This window comes from Streptomyces sp. NPDC046759, from assembly GCF_040645475.1.
Classification (GTDB): Bacteria; Actinomycetota; Actinomycetes; order Streptomycetales; family Streptomycetaceae; genus Streptomyces.
Genome location: NZ_JBEYYJ010000003.1, coordinates 279,783 through 301,639 on the forward strand (window position 1 = coordinate 279,783; position 21,857 = coordinate 301,639).

Annotated in this window: 15 protein-coding genes and 2 pseudogenes; 5 read left to right on the forward strand and 12 right to left on the reverse strand. The window is 71.5% G+C overall.

The features are described from left to right. Both ABZ919_RS06035 and ABZ919_RS06040 read right to left on the reverse strand, forming a co-directional pair. A partial coding sequence (locus tag ABZ919_RS06035; RefSeq protein WP_361243275.1) for a hypothetical protein occupies nucleotides 1-1,464 on the reverse strand: 1,464 nt, incomplete at its 3' end. Between the two features lie 138 nt (nucleotides 1,465-1,602). Continuing rightward, entirely contained in the window at nucleotides 1,603-1,854 is a 252-nt protein-coding gene (locus tag ABZ919_RS06040; protein ID WP_361243277.1) for a helix-turn-helix transcriptional regulator, read from the reverse strand. Between the two features lie 63 nt (nucleotides 1,855-1,917). Between ABZ919_RS06040 and map the strand changes: the two genes are divergently transcribed. Further along, on the forward strand, nucleotides 1,918-2,688 hold the full coding sequence (gene map / locus ABZ919_RS06045; protein WP_361243278.1) for a type I methionyl aminopeptidase: 771 nt from the start codon (nucleotides 1,918-1,920) through the stop codon (nucleotides 2,686-2,688). Nucleotides 2,689-2,823: 135 nt separating this feature from the next. Further along, entirely contained in the window at nucleotides 2,824-5,361 is a 2,538-nt protein-coding gene (locus ABZ919_RS06050) for an ATP-dependent Clp protease ATP-binding subunit (RefSeq protein WP_361243280.1), read from the forward strand. A gap of 51 nt (nucleotides 5,362-5,412) precedes the next feature. Here the strand turns inward: ABZ919_RS06050 and ggt are convergent, their stop codons facing one another. Next, nucleotides 5,413-7,215, reverse strand: coding sequence for a gamma-glutamyltransferase (gene ggt, locus ABZ919_RS06055; protein WP_361243282.1), 1,803 nt, complete (start codon nucleotides 7,213-7,215; stop codon nucleotides 5,413-5,415). A gap of 143 nt (nucleotides 7,216-7,358) precedes the next feature. Between ggt and ABZ919_RS06060 the strand changes: the two genes are divergently transcribed. Further along, nucleotides 7,359-8,102 (forward strand): hypothetical protein, encoded by a 744-nt coding sequence (locus ABZ919_RS06060; RefSeq protein WP_361243283.1) that lies wholly within the window; start codon nucleotides 7,359-7,361, stop codon nucleotides 8,100-8,102. Between the two features lie 108 nt (nucleotides 8,103-8,210). Next, nucleotides 8,211-9,779, forward strand: coding sequence for an alpha/beta fold hydrolase (locus ABZ919_RS06065; protein WP_361243285.1), 1,569 nt, complete (start codon nucleotides 8,211-8,213; stop codon nucleotides 9,777-9,779). A gap of 266 nt (nucleotides 9,780-10,045) precedes the next feature. Here the strand turns inward: ABZ919_RS06065 and ABZ919_RS06070 are convergent, their stop codons facing one another. The 8 genes and pseudogenes from ABZ919_RS06070 to ABZ919_RS06105 all read right to left on the reverse strand — a co-directional run. Beyond that, nucleotides 10,046-10,501 carry a DUF6278 family protein gene (locus ABZ919_RS06070; RefSeq protein ID WP_361243287.1) on the reverse strand — a complete coding sequence of 152 codons (456 nt, stop codon included), beginning with the start codon at nucleotides 10,499-10,501 and terminating at the stop codon, nucleotides 10,046-10,048. 15 nt (nucleotides 10,502-10,516) lie between these two features. Beyond that, nucleotides 10,517-11,296: an exodeoxyribonuclease III gene (locus ABZ919_RS06075; RefSeq protein WP_361243289.1), complete on the reverse strand. Its 780-nt coding sequence runs from the start codon at nucleotides 11,294-11,296 to the stop codon at nucleotides 10,517-10,519. Between the two features lie 41 nt (nucleotides 11,297-11,337). Next, a complete protein-coding gene (locus ABZ919_RS06080) occupies nucleotides 11,338-11,973 on the reverse strand; it encodes an MBL fold metallo-hydrolase (RefSeq protein WP_361243291.1) in 636 nt (211 codons plus the stop codon). Between the two features lie 51 nt (nucleotides 11,974-12,024). Then, nucleotides 12,025-13,314, reverse strand: coding sequence for an alpha/beta fold hydrolase (locus ABZ919_RS06085; RefSeq protein WP_361243292.1), 1,290 nt, complete (start codon nucleotides 13,312-13,314; stop codon nucleotides 12,025-12,027). After that, a pseudogene (locus ABZ919_RS06090) lies at nucleotides 13,311-13,661 on the reverse strand (IS110 family transposase); the annotation flags it as partial. The gene ABZ919_RS06085 and the pseudogene ABZ919_RS06090, both read right to left, overlap by 4 nt. Nucleotides 13,662-13,771: 110 nt before the next feature. Then, the gene (locus ABZ919_RS06095) at nucleotides 13,772-16,210 is read right to left on the reverse strand and encodes a SpoIIE family protein phosphatase (RefSeq protein WP_361243294.1); all 2,439 of its coding nucleotides are present in this window, start codon (nucleotides 16,208-16,210) and stop codon (nucleotides 13,772-13,774) included. Between the two features lie 67 nt (nucleotides 16,211-16,277). Continuing rightward, complete coding sequence (locus tag ABZ919_RS06100) at nucleotides 16,278-18,740, reverse strand: SpoIIE family protein phosphatase (RefSeq protein ID WP_361243295.1); 2,463 nt, start codon at nucleotides 18,738-18,740, stop codon at nucleotides 16,278-16,280. A gap of 300 nt (nucleotides 18,741-19,040) precedes the next feature. Continuing rightward, nucleotides 19,041-19,226, reverse strand: a pseudogene (locus ABZ919_RS06105) (diacylglycerol kinase); the annotation flags it as partial. Nucleotides 19,227-19,597: 371 nt separating this feature from the next. Between ABZ919_RS06105 and ABZ919_RS06110 the strand changes: the two are divergent. Continuing rightward, the gene (locus ABZ919_RS06110) at nucleotides 19,598-20,701 is read left to right on the forward strand and encodes an AI-2E family transporter (protein WP_361243297.1); all 1,104 of its coding nucleotides are present in this window, start codon (nucleotides 19,598-19,600) and stop codon (nucleotides 20,699-20,701) included. Here the strand turns inward: ABZ919_RS06110 and ABZ919_RS06115 are convergent. Further along, complete coding sequence (locus tag ABZ919_RS06115) at nucleotides 20,617-21,840, reverse strand: alcohol dehydrogenase catalytic domain-containing protein (RefSeq protein WP_361243299.1); 1,224 nt, start codon at nucleotides 21,838-21,840, stop codon at nucleotides 20,617-20,619. The genes ABZ919_RS06110 and ABZ919_RS06115 overlap by 85 nt on opposite strands. Nucleotides 21,841-21,857: the final 17 nt, after the last annotated feature.

Here is a 21,857-nt window from a genome sequence, read left to right on the forward strand (position 1 = left end):
ACGACGCCCGGGCAGGGCGGCCTGCAGGGCATCCTGCGGTACGACGGCAGGAGGCGCGGCATCCTCGCTCATCCCGGCGAACCGCGCACCACCGCTACGACGCCCGGGCAGGGCGGCCTGCAGGGCATCCTGCGGTACGACGGCAGGAGGCGCGGCATCCTCGCTCATCCCGGCGAACCGCGCACCACCGCGCCGCCGCTTGCGGGACTTGGCGGGAGCGCCGGGAGGCGTGCCCTCGGAGCCGGCCACGGCAGGGGGCGGATGCGGCGCTGCGACGTCCGGGGCGGGGGGCGAGGGCCGGGAGCCCTCCGGGGCCGCTACGACCTGCCCGGGGGACGGCGTAGCCGGCGCCGTCCAGGACGACGGGTGCGGCGGTACGGCACCCCGGGCGGGGGGCGCGGGCCGGGGGTCCTCTCGGACCGCTGCCCCCTGGCCAAAGGCCGGCGGAGTCGGCGCCGCCGAGGACGACGGGTGCGGCGGTGCCGGGGCCCGGTCAGGGGGCGCGGGTGGAGTGTCCCCTCGGGTCGGCGTGACGGTGTCGGGGGCCGGCGGGGTGGAGTGGGGCGGCGCGGCATGCGAGGCCGGTCCGGGTGCGGCGTGCGGGACCCGGGCGGGGGCGCCGGTGTCCACGGCTTGGGCGCGCGCGGCGCCGGGCGCGTCCCCGGCGGCCCCGTAGGCATGGGCGGTGGCCTCCGGGGACCGGGACGGTGACGGGGTGGCAGCCGTGACAAGGTGGCCGCCGTCACGGCCCCATCCGGCACGCCGACGCTCCGGGCCGGCCGTCGGCCGTCCGGCGGGGTCGCCGTGCGCGGCACGCCCGCCGGCCGACCCGGGCGGGCGCCGGACGTCGTCGCGGTCGTCGTCCTGCACGCGCGGTGGCACCCCGGCGCCCGCCCGCCCCGGCCCCTCCCCCACGCTCCGCGAGCCGTCGTCGCCCCACACCGGGGCAGGGGCGCCCCGGCGGTCCAACTCGGCGAGGCGGGACAGGAGTTCCGCGCAGCGGGCGGTGGCGCGTTCGTGGTCGTCACGGGACCAGGCGAGGTCGAGGCGGAGGGCGGCGGTGTTCTCCTCGATGGCCGGCGTGGACAGCAGGCGGGTCAGCTCGGCCTGGCGTTCGGCGGCGTGGCGCTGTTCGCGGAGCATGACGTCGAGGCGGTCGGCCAGGGCGTCCCGCGCGCCGGGCCGGGCGTCGTACGCCGTGAGCGCGGCGCGGTGCAGGGCGCGCGCCCGTTCCCGCTCGGCGTCGGCGGCGGCGGGGCCGTACGCCGCGGCGAGGTCCTCCAGCAGCGCCTCGACGACGTCCCACGGCGGCACCTCGTGTCCGTCCAGGCAGGCCCGCATGCCGTCGGGGTCGCGGCGCCAGAAGACCCCGCTCCAGCCCCCGCCCTGGTCCAGACGCGCGAGCAGGCCGTCCAGGTAGCTCGCGAACTCCCGTACTCCGTAGGGAAGTCGATCCCCCGCCATCGCTCAGCTCCCGCCCGGCCGCCGGCACTTTCGGTCGGTAGGCAACACCAGTCGTGTTACGGCGCTGCTACGGAGAGTTTTCCGGCAGAGCGCGGACGGCTCATCGCACCGCCCCGCCCACTGCGCGGATCCGGTTCCTCACACGGGCGCGAGCGCGCACCGCGCGACCAGCTCGTCCATCGACAGCCCGAGGACCCCGGCCAGCGCGGCCACGGTGAAGAACGCGGGCGTCGGCGCCCGGCCCGTCTCGATCTTGCGGAGCGTCTCGGCGGACACGCCCGCCTCGGCGGCGACCTCGGTCATGCTCCGGCCTCCGCGCGCCACGCGCAGCAACTGCCCGAGCCGCTCGCCGCGTTCGCGCTCTTCAGGGGTCAGAGGGGTGCGCACCATGCACCCATTCTAATACCGGCCCCCACGCGGCACCCCTATTAAAATACCGGTATAGTAATTGGCGTGGTCGAACTGAAGACGGACACATCGATCGACGCGATGCACGCGGCGGGCCAGACCGTCGGGCGGGCCCTGACGGCCGTACGACAGGCCGCGGACGTCGGCGTCCCGCTGCTGGAGCTGGACGAGGTGGCGCGGGAGGTGCTGCGCGAGGCGGGAGCGTCCTCGCCGTTCCTCGGCTACCGCCCCTCCTTCGCCCCGACTCCCTTCCCCGCGGTCATCTGCGTCTCCGTGAACGACGCGATCGTGCACGGCATCCCCACCCGGTACCGGCTGCGCGACGGCGATCTGGTCTCCGTCGACTGCGGCGCCGTCCTGGACGGCTGGGTCGGCGACTCGGCGCTCAGCTTCACGGTGGGCCGGCCGCGCCCGGCGGACGTACGCCTGATCGAGACGGCCGAGCGGGCCCTGGCGGCGGGCATCGAGGCGGCCGTCGTCGGCAACCGCATCGGGGACATCGCCCACGCCGTCGGCCGGGTCTGCCGTGCGGCCGGCTACGGCATCCCGCAGGGCTTCGGCGGCCACGGCGTGGGCCGCCGGATGCACGAGGACCCCGACGTGCCCAACGAGGGGCGCCCCGGCCGGGGGCTTCCGCTGCGTCCGGGCATGGTCCTGGCCATCGAGCCGATGCTGATCGCGAGTGGCAAGGACGCCTACCACGCGGCGGGCGACGGCTGGACCCTGCGCACCTCCGACGGCTCCCGCGCGGCCCACGTCGAGCACACGGTCGCGATCACCGACGCCGGTCCGCGGGTTCTCACCGAGAGGCGCTAGGCACAGCCGGCCCGGGTGCGCGGGCCACCGGTCCGGCGAACGTGCCCGCCCCACCAGTTCGTGTCATCGTGGGCATGAACAGCCCTCACCCGGTTACCCGGCGGAGCCAGTCGTCAGCGAAGGAAGCGCATCGCCATGACCAACGGCTACCCTCCTGACCCCTTCGGTGAGTTCCTGGGCCGCTTCTTCGGCGGATCCGGCGGAGCCCCCGGGGCGCCACGGCACATCGACATCGGCCGTCTGCTCAGTCAGCCGGCCCGTGAGCTGGTCAGAGGAGCCGCCCTGTACGCCGCCGAGCACGGCAGCCGGGACCTGGACACCCAGCACCTGCTGCGTGCCGCCGTGGCGGCCGAGCCCACCCGGAGTCTGCTGAGCCGGGCGGGCGCCGACCCGGACTCGCTCGCCTCGGAGATCGACGACCGGGCCGGCCCGGTCCAGCACCAGCCCGGTGAGGGCCCGCCGCCGACCGCGCTGTCGCTCACCCCGGCCGTCAAGCGCGCCCTGCTGGACGCGCACGACATGGCGCGGGCGAGCGGCACCGGATACATCGGCCCGGAGCACGTGCTGAGCGCGCTGGCCGCCAACCCGGACTCCGCGGCCGGGCACATCCTGCACGCGGCGAGGTTCTCGGCCGGCTCCCTGCCGCCCGAGGCCCCGGAGGGCACCCAGGTCCGCGTGGAACGGCCGCGCGCCACCGGCACGCCCACGCTGGACAAGTACGGCCGCGATCTGACCGACCTGGCCCGGCAGGGCCGGATCGACCCGGTGATCGGCCGGGACACCGAGATCGAGCAGACCATCGAGGTGCTGTCCCGGCGCGGCAAGAACAACCCGGTGCTGATCGGTGACGCGGGCGTCGGCAAGACGGCCATCGTCGAAGGCCTGGCCCAGCGGATCATCGACGGGGACGTCCCGGACGTGCTGGCGGAGCGGCGCGTCGTGGCCCTGGACCTGACCGGCGTGGTCGCCGGCACCCGCTACCGGGGTGACTTCGAGGAGCGCCTGAACAACATCGTGGAGGAGATCCGCGCCCACTCGGACAAGCTGATCGTGTTCATCGACGAGCTGCACACCGTCGTGGGCGCGGGCACCGGCGGCGAGGGCGGAGCGATGGACGCGGGCAACATCCTCAAGCCCGCCCTGGCCCGCGGTGAGCTGCACGTCGTCGGCGCGACCACACTGGAGGAGTACCGGCGGATCGAGAAGGACGCGGCGCTGGCCCGCAGGTTCCAGCCGATCCTGGTGCCCGAGCCGACGGTCGAGGACGCCATCGAGATCCTGCGTGGTCTGCGCGACCGGTACGAGGCCCACCACCAGGTCCGTTACACCGACGAGGCGCTGGTCGCCGCCGTGGAGCTGTCCGACCGGTATCTCACCGACCGGCGGCTGCCGGACAAGGCCATCGACCTGATCGACCAGGCGGGCGCCCGGGTGCGGCTCGGCGCGCGGACCAAGGGCACGGACGTGCGCACGATGGAACGCGAGGTCGAGCAGCTGGTCCGGGACAAGGACCAGGCGGTCGCGGACGAGGACTACGACAAGGCCAAGGAACTGCGCGACCGGATCGGCGAGCTGAAGCAGCGGATCGCCCAGGAGAGCGGCGACGACAAGGCCGACGAGGGCCTGGACCTGGAGGTGACGGCGGAGGCCATCGCCGAGGTGGTGTCGCGGCAGACCGGCGTCCCGGTCAGCCGGCTCACCCAGGAGGAGAAGGAACGGCTGCTCGGCCTGGAGGAACACCTGCACCAGCGGGTCGTCGGCCAGGAGGAGGCCGTCGCCGTGGTCGCGGAGGCCGTCCTGCGCTCCCGCGCGGGACTCGCCAGCCCGAACCGGCCGATCGGCAGCTTCCTGTTCCTCGGCCCGACCGGCGTCGGCAAGACGGAGCTGGCCCGGGCGCTCGCCGAGGCCCTGTTCGGCAGCGAGGACCGCATGGTCCGGCTCGACATGAGCGAGTACCAGGAGCGGCACACCGTCTCCCGCCTGGTGGGCGCCCCGCCCGGTTACGTCGGCCACGAGGAGGCCGGCCAGCTCACCGAGGTGGTGCGCCGGCACCCGTACTCGCTGCTTCTGCTCGACGAGGTGGAGAAGGCCCACCCGGACGTCTTCAACATCCTGCTGCAGGTGCTGGACGACGGCCGGCTGACCGACTCCCAGGGCCGGACGGTGGACTTCACCAACACGGTCATCGTGATGACGAGCAACCTGGGCTCGGAGGCGATCACCCGGCGCGGTGCGGGGATCGGGTTCGGGCCGGGCGGCGCGGACGCGGACGAGGAGGCGCGGCGCGAGCAGATCCTGCGGCCGCTGCGCGAGCACTTCCGGCCGGAGTTCCTCAACCGCATCGACGAGATCGTGGTCTTCCGGCAGCTCACCAGCGAGCAACTGCGCCGGATCACCCAGCTGTTGCTGGAGGGCACCCGACGGCTGCTGGACGGGCAGGGCGTCTCGGTCACGTTCACGGACGCGGCCGTCGACTGGATCGCCGAGCGCGGCTACCAGCCGGAGTACGGCGCCCGGCCGCTGCGCCGCACCATTCAGCGCGAGGTGGACAACCAGCTGTCCCGGCTGCTGCTGAACGGCACGATCTCCGAGGGCAGCCGGGTGACGGTGGACGCCAAGGACGGACGGCTGGACTTCCGTACGCAGGAAGACCAGCCGCCGGCGCCGCAGTGATGAGGCATGTGCCGTTGAGGTCCATGCCGTTGTGAGGTCTACGGCGTTGGTCTACGGCGCGGGGTCCACGACCATCGCCGAGCCGCCCCCGCGCCGCACCTTCTCGGCGGCGGCCAGCCACTTCCCGTCCGGGAGCCGTTGCACACCGGTCGCCGCACCGATCTCGGGGTTGAGCGAGAAGGAGTGTCCGATGCGCTCCAGCTGGCTCCTCAGGTCGTTGTTGTAGAGGGCGGGTTCGAGCTCCGTCTTGGCCGCGTTGCGCTGGCTGGCGCGGGGTGCGGCGATCGCGTCGACCAGTGGCAGGTGCCGGTCGAGGAACTCGGTGAGGGTCTGCAGCACGGTGGTGATGATGGTCGCGCCGCCGGGCGAACCCAGTGCCACGACCGGCCTGTTGTGCCGGTCGAGGACGATCGTCGGGGAGATCGACGAGCGCGGCCGCTTGCCCGGACCCGGCAGGTTCGGGTCGTGCACGGCCGGGTCGGCCGGGGCGAAGGAGAAGTCGGTCAGCTCGTTGTTGAGCAGGAAGCCCCGGCCGGGGACGGTCATGGCACTGCCGCCGGTCTGCTCGATGGTGAGCGTGTAGGAGACGACGTTGCCCCACTTGTCGGCCACGGTCAGATGCGTGGTGTTCTGGCCCTCGTAGGTGGTCGGGGCCGCCGTGCCGCCCTTGGCGCAGGCCTTCGGGTGGCGCGGGTCGCCGGGGGCGAGCGGGCTGGTGAGGACCGCATCGTCCTTGATCAGGCAGGCCCGTGAGTCGGCGTACCGCTGCGACAGCAGCTGTTTCGTCGGCACGTCCTCGAAGGCGGGGTCGCCGACCCAGCGCCCGCGGTCGGCGAAGGCGATCCGGCTCGCCTCGATGAAGTGGTGCAGGTACTGCGTCTCGCTCGCCTTCGAAAGGTCGGTGTTCTCCAGGATGTTCAGGGCTTCGCCGACCGTGGTGCCGCCGGAGGAGGAGGGCGCGATGGAGTACACGTTCAGGCCGCGGTACGACGTCCTGGTGGGCGCCTGGAGCTTGGCACCGTAGACGGCGAGGTCCTTCTCGGCCAGTTTTCCGGGACGGGCGTTCCAGCCGGAGGCCGGGTCCACGGGCGGGTGCTCGACCGTCTTGACGATGTCGTCGCCGATGTCGCCGCGGTAGACGGCGTCGACGCCGCTGCGGCCCAGCTCCTCGTAGGTGCGGGCCAGTTCGGGGTTCTTGAGCTTGGAACCGACGACGGGCAGCTGTCCGTTCGGCAGGAACAACTTGGCGGTGTCCGGGAAGTAGCGGAACCGGGTCTCGTTGGACGCGGTCTGCGAGCGGAAGGTGTCGTCCACGGTGAAGCCGTCACGGGCGACCCGCTCGGCCGGCTTCAGGACGGTGCCGAGCCGTTCGCTGCCCCACTCGTGCAGCGCGGTCTGCCAGGTGGCGGGCGTGCCGGGAGTGCCGACGCCCAGGCCGCTGCTGACGGCGTCGGTGAAGGACAGGGGCTTGCCCTTCTCCAGGAACAGGTCGGGGCCCGCGCTGAGCGGTGCCGTCTCGCGGCCGTCGATGGTGTGCACGGTGCGTGACTTGGCGTCGTAGTAGACGAAGTAGCCGCCGCCACCGATGCCGGCCGAGTAGGGCTCGGTGACGCCGAGCGCGGCGGCGGTGGCGACGGCCGCGTCGACCGCGTTGCCGCCGTGTCTGAGGACTTCGATGCCGGCGGCGGAGGCGTCCGCGTCGACACTGGCGACCGCGCCGCCGTAACCGACGGCCACCGGGACCTTCGCCGAAGTCCCGCTCGCTGTCGCGGCGGGCGGCGCCGCCGCTCCCACCGACACCAGCGCGGCCGAGACCGTCAGAACCGCCAGCTTCCGCGTGCCAGGACGACCCATCCGAACCTCCCGTTGGGACAAGTCCGCGCAGCGTAACCAGATTGCCGTAGTACCGACAGTACGCCTCGGTCACCCGCCACACGACCGTCACAGCCCGAACACCGGTACGTACCCGTTCCCTGGGCCCGCTACCATGCGCGGCCATGAACGACGACGTGCGCAACATCGTGCTGGGCCTGGTGGCGACCGGCATGTCCGCCTCGCTCGGCTGGCTCGCCCGTACGTATCTGTGGCGCCGCAGGCTGCGGCGCAAGCAGGCGTTCTTCGGGTTGCCGGAGAACTCGGAGTCGTTGCTCGTCGTCAACCGCGACCCGGCCGCCACCGAACCGGCGGTGCACCGCTTCGACGTCTTCGCGCTGCTGGAGTTGTCCGCGCTCATCAAGGAGTGCGGTGCGAAAACCCAGGTGGTCACCCAGGACACGGTGCAGCAGGGCTTCGGGGAGCGGACCGAGTTCTGCGTGGGCGGCCCCGCCTCCAACCGGCGCATGGCGGCCCACATGTCGGCGATGCTGCCGGGCCTGTTGGTCGACACCGATGCGGAACCGGGGCCGGAGCGCGGCGCGTTCCGCATCGGCGGCGAGCACTACCGCATGGAGCGCGGCGTCGCCGAGTACGTACTGCTCGCGCGGGTCACCGCGAGCGGCCAGGCCCGCCCGGTGTTCCTGTTCTGCGGACAGAGCGCGATCACCAACCAGGCTGCCACCCGCCATCTCGCCCGCCACCACGAACGGCTGCACCGAAAGTACGGCACCGGTTCCTTCGTGCTGCTGCTGAAGGTGGTCAACTCCCAGGCGTACGGCCCGGATGTGGTCGAGTTGGTGGCGGACGTCACACGGGCGGCGCGGACCCCCCTGCCCGAGACGGCCTCCGCCGACACGGCCGCTTAGCGGTTCAACAATCTTTACTGGTACGTAACTTACCGACGGGTTACTTACGGTAAGGGTCTCCGGTTACCGTCGGGTCACTTTGCACTGAGACGAGTGAAGGAGTGACCCATGGGACACGGTCGCACCGCGTTGCGCCACGCCGCCGTCGGAACCGTCTCGGCGGCGCTGGTCGCCGGTTCCGTCGTCGGCCTGGCACCCGCCGCCCAGGCCGGCACCCCCGGCGTGCGGTTCGTCGACATCACCGGCGACGGCGGCACCGTACTGAAGGCGAACGTCGTCACGCCCGCCGACGCCGACGGCTCGCGCAGCTACCCGCTCATCGTGCTGCCCACGAGCTGGAGCCTGCCCCAGGTGGAGTACCTCGCCCAGGCACAGAAGCTCGCCGACGCCGGCTACGTGGTGCTCACCTACAACGTGCGCGGCTTCTGGCAGTCCGGCGGCCAGATAGAAGTGGCGGGTCCGCCCGACATAGCGGACGCCTCCAAGGTCATCGACTGGGCCCTCGCCAACACCCCGGCCGATTCCGGGCACATCGGCATGGCCGGGGTGTCGTACGGCGCCGGGATCAGCCTGCTCGCCGCCGCACACGACAAGCGCATCAAGGCCGTGGCCGCGCTCAGCGGCTGGACCGACCTGGTGAACTCGATCTACTCGGGGCACACCCAGCACGTCCAGGCGCTGGGCGTGCTGGACGGATCGGCCACCCTCACCGGCCGCGAGAGCCCCGAACTGCGCGAGATCTTCGACAACATGTACTCCTCGGACCTGTCGAAGGAGCAGGAGATGATCGACTGGGGGAGGAAACGTTCCGTCGCAACTTATGTCGACCAGTTGAACAAGAACGGCGCGGCCGTCATGCTCGCCAACGCCTGGGGCGACACGGTCTTCCCGGTGAACCAGTTCGCCGACTTCTACCAGAAGCTGACCGTTCCCAAGCGCCTGGAGCTGCGCCCCGGCGACCACGCGACCGCCGAGCTGCCCGGGCTGTTCGGGCTGCCCAACGACGTCTGGACGGACACCGAGCGCTGGCTCGACCGCTATCTGAAGGGCGCCGACAACGGCATCGACCGTGAGCAGCCGGTCCAGCTGAAGTCCCGTAGCGCGGGGGGATACGAGGGCTACCCGGACTGGAAGTCGGTCGGCGCCACACGCCGGAAGATCGCACTCGCCGACTCCACCACCATCCACGCCAACGTGGACTCCGGTGCCGACGGCGGGATCGTGTTCCTGTCCAGCATCCTGGACCAGGTCGCCCAGCTGCCTCCCATGGCCTTCGTCCCGCTGCTGCCGCGCCGCTGGGCGGCCGTGTGGCAGTCGGAGCGGTACGCCGCGACCCAGCAGGTGCGCGGCACGGCCACCCTGCACACCACCCTCACCCCGACCGCCGAGAGCGGCACCCTGGTCGCCTACCTGTACGACGTGGGTCCGCTGGGCATCGGCAAGTTGGTGACGAACGCGCCCTACACCTGGCACGGGCGGACGCCCGGCGAACCGTTCGACGTCGACCTGGACCTGTTCTCCACGGCCTACGACGTTCCCGCCGGACACCGCCTCGCGCTGGTGGTCGACACGGTCGACCCGCTGTACATCGAGCACAACCCGTCCGGCGCGCAGCTGACCTTCTCCTCGCCCTCGGACGACCCGTCGTACGTGTCCGTCCCCGTGCGCGAGCAGTGATCTCCGGCTGCCGCCGGACGAGCCTGGCCCGTTGAACTGCCGCCCCCCGAGAGCAGCCTCCACATCCTGATGGAGATCGGCGAGTCACCGTCACCACAGGGATGAACGGCAAATCCTAGTCGAGGTTGGGGGCGATGGGTTTCCCGGCGTGGAGGAACTTCTCCCCGGGCCTGCCGAGCCGAAGCGGAGGACCGCGGAACAGGCAGGCCCGAAGGGCCGGTTCGACGGGGACACGGATGCCGGAGTCGTCGCGGGGCCGGGCGGGCTCAGGTCTCGGCGATCTCCGCGTACATCTGGGAGAGCTCGGGGACGCCGCTCGCGGCCCAGTCCTGCCCGGCGCCCGCGACCTCGACCTCGCGGCCGGAGGCCAGCCGTACGACGGGCTCCCCGTCGGGGCGGATCAGCCAGCCGGCGCCGGGCACGGTGCGCACCACCACCGTGCCCAGGTACAGCCCTGCGTCGTTGCCCAGCCGGGGCAGGAACTCGGCGTCGTCGCGCCAGCGCGGGACGAGCTGGTCCAGGGCCTCCAGGGAGGCCGGGGTGTCGTCGAGGCGGACGCCCGCCCGGGCCGCCTGCGAGCGGAGCAGTTCGCACTCGGACAGCAGCGCGGCGACCGCCTCGGGGTCGGCAGGCGGCTCCCCCACGCTCGCCTCAGCTCGCGCGGGGGCACCCCCGTCGTCACCGTGCTTCTTGTGCCGGTGGCCCAGGAACGGAAGGTTCATGGACCCAGCGTGGCATCAGACGTCGAGGTCGACCACCACCGGAGCGTGATCGGAGGCGCCCTTACCCTTGCGTTCCTCGCGGTCCACGTAGGCGTCCTTGACCGCCTTGGCGAACGGGGCGTTGCCGTACACCAGGTCGATGCGCATGCCGCGGTTCTTGGGGAAGCAGAGCTGGCGGTAGTCCCAGTACGTGAACGGGCGGTCGTACTTCAGCGGGCGCGGCACCACGTCGTTCAGGCCGGCCTCGCGCAGGGAGGCGAGGGCGGCGCGCTCGGCGGGGGTGACGTGGGTGGAGCCCTCGAAGGCGGCGGGGTCGAAGACGTCGTCGTCGGTCGGCGCCACGTTGTAGTCCCCCATGACGGCGAAGGGGCGGCTGCCCTGTGCGTCGCCCTGCACGGCCGCCCTCAGTGCCTCGAACCACTGGAGCTTGTACGCGTAGTGCGGGTGCTCCACCTCGCGGCCGTTGGGGACGTACACGGACCAGACGCGGACCGGGCCGCAGGTCGCCGAGAGGGCGCGCGGCTCGGTCACGCCGTCGAAGCCGGGGTCGCCGGGCAGGCCCTTGACGACGTCCTCGATGCCGACGCGGGAGAGCACCGCCACGCCGTTCCACCGGCCGGTCGCGTGGACCGCCGACTCGTACCCCAGCTCGCGCAGCTGGTCGGCCGGGAACTGCTCCTCGGCGACCTTCGCCTCCTGCAGGCAGAGCACGTCGGTGCCGCTGCTCTCCAGCCAGGCCAGCAGTCTCGGGAGACGGGCGGTGATCGAGTTCACGTTCCAGGTGGCGATGCGCATGTCTCACAACCTACCCGGAGGGTCCGACAACCGGTCCCGGCTCACACCTCGGCCGAGGCCCCCGGGGTCAGCCGCTGGTGGTCCGTGCCGCCCAGGGCGCCGATCTGCCGGTCGTAGATCGGCCGGGCGAGGTCGGTGAGGAGGGCGTCGTGGACGTCGTAGGCACGCTGCGGCCGCACCTCGCGGACGTAGTCGATGACCTCGGAGATCTTGTTCCACGGGGCCATCACCGGGAGCATCAGGGTCTCCACCGGACGGTCGGGCACGGTGAGGGCGTCGCCGGGGTGGAAGACCCTGCCGCCGTCGACCAGATAGCCGACGTTGGTGATCCGCGGGATGTCCGGGTGGATCACCGCGTGCAGTTCGCCGTGGACCTGCACCTCGAAGCCGGCCGCGGTGAAGGTGTCGCCGTGGCCGACGGTGTGCACCCGGCCCGGAAAGGCCGCCGCGAGCTGCTCGGCGACCGACCTCAGCGTCCAGATCCGGGCCGCCGGGTTGTTCTCCATGGCGGCCCGGAGCCGGAACTCGTCGAAGTGGTCCGGGTGCTCGTGCGTGATCAGGATGGCGTCGGCGCCGAGCGCGGCGTCCTCCTCGCTGAACTCCCCGGGGTCGATGACGAGCGTCTGGCCGTCCTTGTCGAGGCGGACACAGGCATGGGACTTCTTGGTGAGCTTCATGACACACCATCCTGCCCAAACGGCGGCCCTCCGTGCGCGGCGCGGCGCGGCTCACTCGGCGGGCGTGGTCTCCTCCTGGACGACCTGCCGGGCCACCCGGAACGCGCGGTCGGCGGCCGGCATCCCGCAGTACACGGCCGCCTGCAGCAGCACCTCCCTGATCTCGTCCGGGGTGAGCCCGTTGCGCAGCGCGGCGCGGGTGTGGACGGCCAGCTCCTCCAGATGGCCACCGGCGACCAGCGCGGTCAGCGTGACGCAGCTGCGGGTGCGGCGGTCCAGGCCCGGCCGGTCCCAGATCTCGCCCCAGGTGCAGCGGGTGAGGAACTCCTGGAAGTCCCCGGAGAAACCGTCGGCCTCCGCGAGCTCCCGGTCCACGTGCGCGTCGCCGAGCACCTCCCGGCGGATCTTCAGCCCGGTCTCGTACCGGTCGGGCCGCGCGGCCGGCTGGGCCGGTGCGGCGGCCGGGGCTATCTCGGCGACCGGCACCACCTGCGGCGGCATGGCCGGCACCGGGAGCGACGGTGCCGCCGGCAGGACCGTCTGGCCGGTCTCGTAGGGCTGCTGCCAGGCGGTGGAGAAGTGATGGACGAGCAGGTCGGTGACGGCCGCCGGCTGCTCGACCGGGACCAGGTGGGAGGAGCCGGGGACGACGGCGAGGCGGGCGTCCGGGATGCCGGCGACCAGGGTGCGGGCCTCGGCCGGTCCCGTGACCCGGTCGTCCGCACCGACGAGCACGAGCGTCGGCACGCCGACCCGGCCGAGCTCAAACCGCACGTCGAACGCGGCGAGCGCCTCGCAGGCGGCGATGTAGCAGCCCGGGTCGGTGGTGCGGACCATCTGCACCGCCCACTCGGTGATCGCCGGCTGCGCCGCGGAGAAGGAGCCGGTGAACCAGCGGTCCGGCGACGTCCGCGCGATCGGGTCCAGCCCGTTCGTACGCACGATCACCCCGCGCTGCCGGAACTCGTCGGCGGTCCCGAACCGGGGTGAGGCCGCCACCAGGGCCAGCGAGGCGAGCCGCTCGGGGTGGCGCAGGGCCAGCTCGATGCCGATCGCGCCGGCCAGCGCACAGCCCGCGTAGCCGAACCGCTGAACGCCGATCGAGTCCAGCGTGGCCAGCAGCCGGGTGGTCAGCTCGGCGACGGAACCGGCCGGGTGAGCCGGGGCTCCGCCGTGGCCGGGAAGGTCGAACCGCAGGACCCGCCACTGCTTGGTCAGCTCCGGCACCTGGCGGTCCCACATGTGCCATGTGGTACCCAGTGAGGGACCCAAGATCAGGACCGGAGCGTCTTCTGGCCCGTCAAAGCGGTATTGCAGGGTGTTCGGGGGTGTCTCACTCACGGCACAGACCCTCTCACGTCTGACGACTGCCCCTGTGGCGAGGGTTGCGACTGCACAGGTCTGACCAGGTGGAAGACCTCCCGGGCCGCGTAGCGCTTGAGGCTGCGGACTATCTCGCGCCGGGTCTTCCCCTCCTTGCTGCGGCGTTCGTAGTACTCCTGGCTGCGCGGGTCGACGCGCAGGCAGGTCTGCACGATACGGCGCAGGGCCGCGTTGGCTTGCCGGTCGCCGCCGCGGTTGAGGCGACGGTACTGCCGACTGCCCGAGGAACGCTCGACGGGGCTGACCCCGCACAGCGCTGCAAACGACGCTTCACTGTCCAGGCGTTCCGGGTTGTCCCCGATCGTGTCGAAGCCGAAGCATGGATCAGCTGGGCAGCAGCCACCGTGAACCGCCTCGACCCATGGAACACACCCACGTTCCGTCAGAACGAGCAAAAGACGGCCACAGGGCGTGATCAGTGGGCGCGCGCGATCGGCTGTTCGGACCAGATGGTCTTGTGGTTCTGGCCGTGGCGGCAGCCCCAGCGCTCGGCGAGTTGGGCGACGAGGAACAGTCCGCGTCCACCCTCGTCGGTGGTGCGAGCGCGGCGCAGACGGGGCTGGGCGGTGTTGGAGTCGGTGACCTCGCAGACCAGAACGTGGTGCCGGATCAGTCGCAGCTCCGCCGGCGGACGACCGTAGCGGATCGCGTTGGTGACCAGTTCACTGACGATGAGCTCGGTGGGGAGGAGGAGGTCGTCCAGCCCCCACGCGGTGAGTTGGCGGGTCGCCCATCCCCGGGCGTCCGAGACAGCAGCCGGATCGGCAGGTATCTGCCAGTGAGCGGAGTCCTCGGCCGGTACGGCGCGGGTGCGTGCCAGCAGCAGGGTCGCGTCGTCACGGGGTGCTTCGTCCACCAGACTGTCGAGGAGGGTCCTGCCGGTCTCCTCCAGCGGGCGGTCCGGGCGGCAGGAGGTGGCGAGGGCATCGGTCAGCCGCTGGAGCCCGTCGCAGACGTCATGTGTGGCTTGCTGGACCAGGCCGTCGGTGTAAAGCACGAGGACGCTGCCCGGCTCGAGGTCGATCGTGGTTGTCTCGTACGGCATGCCGCAGACGGCCAGGGGCGGCCCCGGGAGTATGCCGACGGCTTCGGCACTCCCGTTCGGCCGCACGAGCACGGGCGGCGGGTGCCCGGCACTGGCCATGGCGCAGCGCCGGGTGACCGGGTCGTAGACCGCGTACAGACAGGTGGCGCCCATGACGTCGTGGTCGCCAGGGGGTGCTTCCACCGCGAGGCGCTGGATCAGGTCAGCGAGACGCGTGAGCAACTCGTCCGGCTCCAGTTCGAGGTCGGCGAGGGTCTGGATGGCAGCGCGCAGACGGCCCATGGTGGCACTGGCGGGTATGCCGCGGCCGATCACGTCTCCGGCGACGAGGGCCAGCCGGAGAGCGGGCAGGGGTATGGCGTCGTACCAGTCGCCGCTGGTGCCGCCCCCACGGTTTGCGGGCAGGTAGACGCCGGCGGTCTCGGCTGCCGGAGTGTCGGTCGTGGCCGGGGGAAGGAGTCTTTGCTGCAGGGCCATGGCCGCTCTGTGCTCGCGCGTGTAGCGGCGGGCGTTGTCGATGGCCAGTGCTCCCCGTGAGGCGATCTGCCTCATGAGATCCACCTCGTCCGCGGTGAACGGTTCGGAGAGGCCGGTTCGCCAGACCACGATCGCTCCGAGGGTGAGGCCGCGGGCGTGCAGCGGTGCCACCATCACCGCGTGGGTGTCGTGCGGGAGGAATTGCCCGGCCGGATGTGGGCCGTCGATCAGGGCGAGGTAGTCGTCCCGGCCGTAGACGACCGTCTCGCCGTGCTGGAAGCGGCGCAGGAGGGGGTGGTCGGACAGGGACGGGACGAGGTTTCCGCGCCGGATGCCAGGCGGCCAGTCCGCGGTGACCGGCGCCAGGGCAGCGTTGCGCAGATGCGGATCTCCGCCACCCAGCCGCTCTGCGGGTTCGTCGCCGTCGAAGACGGCGTCCGCAAGTTCGACGGCTGCGAGATCACCGAAGGTGGGGACAAGGACGTCCGCGAGATCCTGGGCGGTCCGCAGGATGTCCAGGGAGCACCCCACCCGCTCGGCGACCGCGTGGGCGAGATCCAGTTGTCGGCGGGCACGCAATTGGTCGGTGTTGTCTGTGTACAGGGCTGCGACTCCTGCGGGGCGTCCTCGTGCGTCCTCCAGTCGGAAGGCGGACAGCGACAGCGCGTGCCGCCGCGCCGGATGGTGTCGCCAGCTCACTCGCTGGTTCCTGTGGATCAGCGGGACGCCCGTCTCGAGCACCTGCCGCAGTACCGCCTCGATGCTCTCGGCGTCTTCGGCGCACAGCACGTCGCTCAGTCGGGCGCCGGGCTGTATGGGACGGCCGTCGGGAGTGTCCGGCGTGGCGTTCGTCTGCACGGTGGTGAGATCCGTGTCGTGCAGGGCGATCGTGATCCGGTTCTGTGCGGACAGTGCGCGCAGGAGGGCTGCGCCGTGCCGGTGGTCGGCGACGTGAGGAGTGGGGGCTGCGAGCACGAGGAAGTTCGCCGAGCCGCTCAGCCGTGTGGTCCGGAATGTGACGTCGATCGTGTTGCCGCACTGGTGACGCAGTCGTACCCGGCCGGTCGCCGGCACTTGTGCGGCCCTGCGCGGGGCGTGCGGGAGGTCGGCCACGAGCTCCTGCACGGGGCGGCCGTGGACCTCGTCGGCGCAGAACCCGGTCAGGTCCTGTGCTGTGCCGGTCCACCCCACCACCGTGCCCCGATCGTCGAGCACGGCCGCGGCCAGACCGTCGAAGGCGGGCGACCGGCCGCCGCGGCCGGCGCCGGAGACGCTCGTCGCACCCTGAAAGGCGCCTGCCGGGTCGGCGTTTTCAACATCCGATGTGTGCATGTCTCTGGCTTTCATTACGAGGTTCCGCGGCTACGGGAGATGGGATCCTGTGGAGGCTGTCGGCAACTCAGTGGGCGCCTGTTGGGGATGGCAGGTCCTGTTCGGCCCAGACGACCTTGCCGTCTGTTACGGAGCGGGAACCGCACCTGCGCGACAGCCGACCGACGAGGTAAAGGCCGCGGCCGTGCTCGTCGAGATTGCCGGGATGGCGGGGGCGTGGCTGACCGGTGTTGGTGTCGGAGACTTCGCAGGTAAGCACCCGGTGCTGGACGAGCCGTAGGCGGATCGGGCCGTCGCCGTGGCGGATCGCATTGGTGACCAGTTCGCTGACGAGCGACTCCATGGCCGTCACCAGCGGCTCCAGACCCCATTCACGGAGTTGGCGGGCGGCCAGACGCCGGGCCGTGGGGACGGTGACGAGTTCGTTCGGCAGATCCCAGGACGCGACCTGGGCGGGTGGCAGGGCGCGCGTCCGCGCAAGGAGCAAGGTGACGTCGTCGCCCGGTGCCTGCGCCGACAAGGTCTCCATCGCCCGTGAGCACAGGTCCTCCAGGGCGGCACCGGGCTGTGCCAGGGCGGCGCCCAGACGCCGCAGGCCGACGTCGATGTCCTCGCCGCGGGACTCCACCAGGCCGTCGGAGTAGAGGGCGAGCACGCTTCCTTCGGGCAGTTCCAGTTCCACGGACTCGAAAGGCACCAGGCCGAGACCGAGACCGAGCGGGGCTCCGGCCGGCAGGTCGGGGATGGTGACCCTGCCCTGTGCGTCGACGACCAGGGGCGGCGGATGCCCGGCCCGTGCCAGCGTGCACCGTCGGGAGACCGGGTCGTAGACGGCGTACAGACAGGTGGCACCGACGACCCGGGGACCCCGGTCGGTGTCGTCGGCGTCCTCGTCGTTCAGTCGCCGGACCGTGTCGTCGAGGTGCGACAGCAGTTCGTCCGGGGGCAGGTCGAGGTCCGCGAGCGTGCGCACGGCGGTGCGCAGCCTGCCCATGGTCGCCGCGGCATTGATGCCGTGTCCCACCACATCGCCGACGACCAGGGCCACCCGTGCGCCGGACAGCTCGACCACATCGAACCAGTCGCCACCCACACCGTGGTCCATGTCGGCGGGCACATAGCGCGAGGCGACCTCGACGGCAGCACCGCCCTGCACCCGGTGAGGGAGCAGAGCGCGTTGCAGCGTGAGAGCGGCGGTGCGCTCGCGCGCGTACTGGAGCGCGTTGTCCAAACAGAGCGCGGCCCTGGTGACCAGCTCCTCGGCGAGGAGCAGGTCGTCCTCCTGGAACGGCGTCTGTTCCGTGGAACGGCCGAACAGCGCCAGTCCCAGCACGCAGCGCCGGGCGCGGATGGGTACGACCATCAAGGAGTGGACGCCGCTGTCGCGTACCTTCTGCGCACGCGTCGGATCGTGGTCGACCCAGGGGCCGGCATGAGTGTCCAGCACCGGTTCCAGGTGAGATCTGCCCGTGCGCAGGACGGCGGCGAACGACGAGGTCGCGGGGACGTGGATCACCTCTTCACGCACCGCTGGCATCTCCAGGACACCCTGGTCGACGGAGGCCACCCCGGCACGGCGCAACACAGGGCGGCGTCCGCTCGTCGTGCCGATCCGTGCGGCGGGCTCGAGTCCGAACGGAACCGACTCCACCAGGTCGACGACGACGTGGTCGGCCAGCAGGGGCACGGTGAGCTCCGCCAGTTCCTGGGCGGTCTGCATCACGTCGAGGGTGCTGCCGATGTGCGTGCCGGCCTCGCTGAGGATGGCGAGGCGCTCGCGCGCCCGCTTGTTTCCGGTGACGTCCACGGTCATGGAGCACACGCCGAACGGGGTGCCGTCCGCGCCCTGGAGACAGAAGAAGGAGGCGGCGAACGCATGCTCACGGGGCCGGTCCGCAGGCGGCCACGCACGGTACTCGTGCACCGTCGTCGTGCCGCTCTCCAGCACCTGTCGCATCACGACCTTGAGCGCTTCGGCCTCGACGGCGGGCAGTGAGTCTTTCGGACCGCGTCCGAAGCGTCGGTGACGAGGCACGCCGTCGTGCCGCTCCATGGCGTCGTTCACCCAGACACAGCGCAGCTGCACGTCATAAACGACGATGCCGATCGGGGCTCGGGCAAGGAGCGACTCCCGCACCGGTCCCCCGGTCGCCCCCGAGGACAGGGAACCTATGTCCGTCACGGACGCCAGCCACCGGGTCTCGTCGCCCTGTCCCCGTAGCAGCGAGACCCGCAGCGTCATCCTGAGCGTGTGGCCGTCGCGGTGGCCTATCGCGACGGTGCCGGACCAGCCGCCCCGCGCACGGCACTGCTCGGCGAACGCCAACGCCTTCCGGGCGTCCTCGGGAGGCGGCAGCACGTGTGCGGCGGACCGGCCCACCACCTCCCCGGCCGCATAACCGACGAGCTGCTGAGCGGCGTGCGTCCACCCCACGACGATGCCCTCGGCGTCGATCACCGCTATCGCGGCATCGGGCACCTCAGGAAGGCTCACCGGCTCGGCGAGGAGGGTGTGGTCAATGGTGGTCATTCGCGGTCCATCCCATCGGTGCGGAAGTAGGAGCGTCGGCCTGTGGCCCGCCGACCCTGTGTGCAGCGGTGGTGAACAGGGATGTCCCGGTGAGCGGCACACAGTGCGGTATGGGTCATATCCGAGCAATTCGCCCATTACTGACGAAATCATCAGATGTAATGGCTTGGACGTCAAGACCCTCATAGGTGATCGAAGAGTCAGATGCTGGGGCTCCAGGTCGTCACGGCTCTACAGGTGAACGGACGGGTAGCGGGTTCCGCGGAGCATGCGCGGCGGGTGGGATCGGCTCCCCGAGGCTCAGACCACCCGCCGGATGGCGGCCCACCCCGGGGATCGCCCGGCAGACCGGGCGCCGGGACGATGCCGGGGAACCCATACCCGCAGCGCCCGAGGACTGATGCGGCACCGCACGGGACTCGGCAGTCCGACGGCTTCGCCGTCCAGCCCGGCGGGGAGGACCGGGGCGTCGGCGTACACGACGACTGCGTACCCCAGATCCACGCGCGACTCGACGCCGTCCGGGAGAGCCTCCAGCGCGGCCGAAGGGTCCTCACGGTCCAGGCCGAGATCCATGGCGAGGTGACGGATGAGAGTCCGGCCGGGGCCCTTCTCCAGCGCCACCCGCACCGAGGCGAGAACGCCCAGGACGTGACGGACGCGGCAGCCTCGGGGGCGATCCGTTGCGGACGGCCGAAGCATCCATGGGTTGTCTCCGACTCCGTCCCTGGTGGCCGGTGGCGACTCACCGCAGCCCGTGCTGGAAGGGGTCAAGTACGACAGTGCCGGGAAGGGTCGCCCACCGGGCGAAGAGGTCTCCTCGTTTTCCCGTGACCGGGGCTGGGCACCCGATGCCCATGGCGACGCGTCCGGTTCCGGTGCGAACCATCCTCGCCACCATCGGCCTGGTGCTCGCCACCTACGTCGTACTCGAGCTGGTGGTCCAGGCTCGCCGGGTCCTGATCTGGGCGGTCATCGCGTTGTTCCTGGCCGTCTCCCTTCATCCGGCGGTGGAGGCCCTGCAGCGACGGGTGCCGCGGTGCCGACGTTCGGTGGCCGCCTTGCTGGTCTTCCTGGCCGCGGCCGCGGCCGTCGGCGCGGTGGTCGCCCTGTTCGTCATCCCCCTGGCCCAGGAGGGAAGCCGGTTCGCCGGTCGCCTGCCCACGATGATCAGGGACGCCCAGGCCGGGCGCGGGCCAGTCGGCAACCTGCTGGAACGGACGCACGCTCTGCAGTATGTCCAGCACCATCGGGCGCAGATCCGCGCGTTCGCCACCGGACTGAGCACGCCCGTCGCAAAGTTTCTCCGCGGTGCAGCGAGCACCGCGGCGGGCGCTCTCACTATTTTCGTGCTGGCCTATCTGATGGTGCTGGAGGGCCCCAAGGCCATAGACCGGTCCCTGGCCCTCGTGGAAGAGGCGCCCGCGGTCCGCATACGCCGCGTCGGAGCCGCGTGCGCCCGTACCGTCAACGGCTATCTGACCGGGAACTTGCTGATCAGCGTCATCTGCGGGCTTCTGACCTACGTCGTGCTGCTGGTTTCCGGAGTGCCGTTCGCCGGCCTGCTGGCCCTCTTCGTCGCCGTGACCGACCTCATTCCCCTGGTGGGAGCCACGATAGGAGCTGTCGTCGCCTCCGCAGTGGCGTTCGTCCACTCCCTGCCGGCCGGCATCGGGGCCATCATCTTCTTCATCGTCTATCAGCAGGCCGAGAACCACCTCCTGCAACCGGTCATCCTGTCTCGGACGGTGAAACTCAACCCCCTCACCGTGCTGCTGGCCACCCTGATCGCCGCCGAAGTCGCCGGGATCCTCGGTGCCCTGCTGGCGATTCCCGTCACCGGCATCATCCAGGTCGTCCTCGGTGACATCTGGGCTCACCGCGGCGGTCGGCCACTGGGGCTGCCGACACGGGCAGACAACGGCCCCGAGACGGCCGACCGGTCCGACGCCCCCGGATGACGGCCCCGTGGAAGCCGGCCGCCACAAGCGCAGCGGGGAGTTCGCCCGGGCCGACGGCTGCGCCTTTCCTCGTCAGGCGAAAGATCGTTGACAGGCGGGTCGGGGTTGCAGGGCACAGCTTGAGCGGACGGACCTGGCAGACAGCGAGGACCCGGGATGAGAGCGGCTTGTTGATCGCCCTCGCCCGGTCCGTGTTCGAGCGGGACCTGGACGTCGGACCGACCGAATATTTCGACGGCCGCCTGCCGCCCTGATGAATGAGCCGATGTCCGAGACGGCGCCGCCCGGTTGAGCGCGCCGCACGACGCCGGCGTCGCCATCACAGCCGCGCCGAGATGAGCGTGAAAGGACCCCTCGCCGGCCGACGGCCCGCGGAGGTGGTGTGGTGTCGCCGCTCGCCGGGTCCGGTCGATCCGGCTTCGGGCAGCCATCCGCAGGGTCGCGTCGATGCCCACCATGTCCAGCACGAGCTGAGCGCCCTGCTGCTCCGTCATGTCCCTGATGCGCGCGATCGCCTCGTCGCCCGAGAGCAGAGCCTCCTCGGCGCCCAAGCGCTGGGCGTTCTCCAGCTTGCCGGCGTCGGTGTCCACGGCGACGACGGTGGTCGCCGCGCTCAGCGCGCGCAGAATCTGGATGGTCATCTGGCCCAGACCGCCGGCCCCGATCACGACCGCGGTCGAGCCCGGTCCCAGCAGGTGCAGCGACCGCTTCACAGCGTGATAGCCGGTCAGTCCGGCGTCGCTGAGCGGGGCGGCCTGGCGGGGATCGAGGGTGCCGAGCGGAATCAGGTAGCGCGCCGCCGGGACCAGCAGGTACTCGGCCATGCCGCCGTCGTGTCCACCGCGCAGGCCCGGTCCCTCACCCGCGCGCTTCTGGCAGTAGTTCTCCTGGCCCTGACGGCAGTTGGCGCAGATGCCACAGCCCCAAGAGCCGTAGACGATCACAGGGTCCCCGGGCTCGAACCCCGTGACGCCCGGTCCCAGCCGCTCCACCCACCCCGCATTCTCATGGCCGAGCGTGAAGGGCGGATCCGTGAAGCCGGGTAGCGGTGCAGGTGCCTGCATGATGTGCAGATCGGAGTGACAGGCACCGGCACCTGCGACCTTCACCAGCACCTGGCCCGCGCCGGGCTCGGGCACCGGCACCTCGCGCAGTT

Excerpts from the sequence above, each read along its gene's own strand:
- ABZ919_RS06040 (WP_361243277.1), bottom strand. The coding sequence starts at position 1,854 with ATGGTGCGCACCCCTCTGACCCCTGAAGAGCGCGAACGCGGCGAGCGG.
- ABZ919_RS06050 (WP_361243280.1), top strand. The coding sequence starts at position 2,824 with ATGACCAACGGCTACCCTCCTGACCCCTTCGGTGAGTTCCTGGGCCGC.
- ggt (WP_361243282.1), bottom strand. The coding sequence starts at position 7,215 with ATGGGTCGTCCTGGCACGCGGAAGCTGGCGGTTCTGACGGTCTCGGCC.
- ABZ919_RS06060 (WP_361243283.1), top strand. The coding sequence starts at position 7,359 with ATGAACGACGACGTGCGCAACATCGTGCTGGGCCTGGTGGCGACCGGC.
- ABZ919_RS06065 (WP_361243285.1), top strand. The coding sequence starts at position 8,211 with ATGGGACACGGTCGCACCGCGTTGCGCCACGCCGCCGTCGGAACCGTC.
- ABZ919_RS06070 (WP_361243287.1), bottom strand. The coding sequence starts at position 10,501 with ATGAACCTTCCGTTCCTGGGCCACCGGCACAAGAAGCACGGTGACGAC.
- ABZ919_RS06075 (WP_361243289.1), bottom strand. The coding sequence starts at position 11,296 with ATGCGCATCGCCACCTGGAACGTGAACTCGATCACCGCCCGTCTCCCG.
- ABZ919_RS06080 (WP_361243291.1), bottom strand. The coding sequence starts at position 11,973 with ATGAAGCTCACCAAGAAGTCCCATGCCTGTGTCCGCCTCGACAAGGAC.
- ABZ919_RS06095 (WP_361243294.1), bottom strand. The coding sequence starts at position 16,210 with ATGCACACATCGGATGTTGAAAACGCCGACCCGGCAGGCGCCTTTCAG.
- ABZ919_RS06100 (WP_361243295.1), bottom strand. The coding sequence starts at position 18,740 with ATGACCACCATTGACCACACCCTCCTCGCCGAGCCGGTGAGCCTTCCT.
- ABZ919_RS06110 (WP_361243297.1), top strand. The coding sequence starts at position 19,598 with ATGGCGACGCGTCCGGTTCCGGTGCGAACCATCCTCGCCACCATCGGC.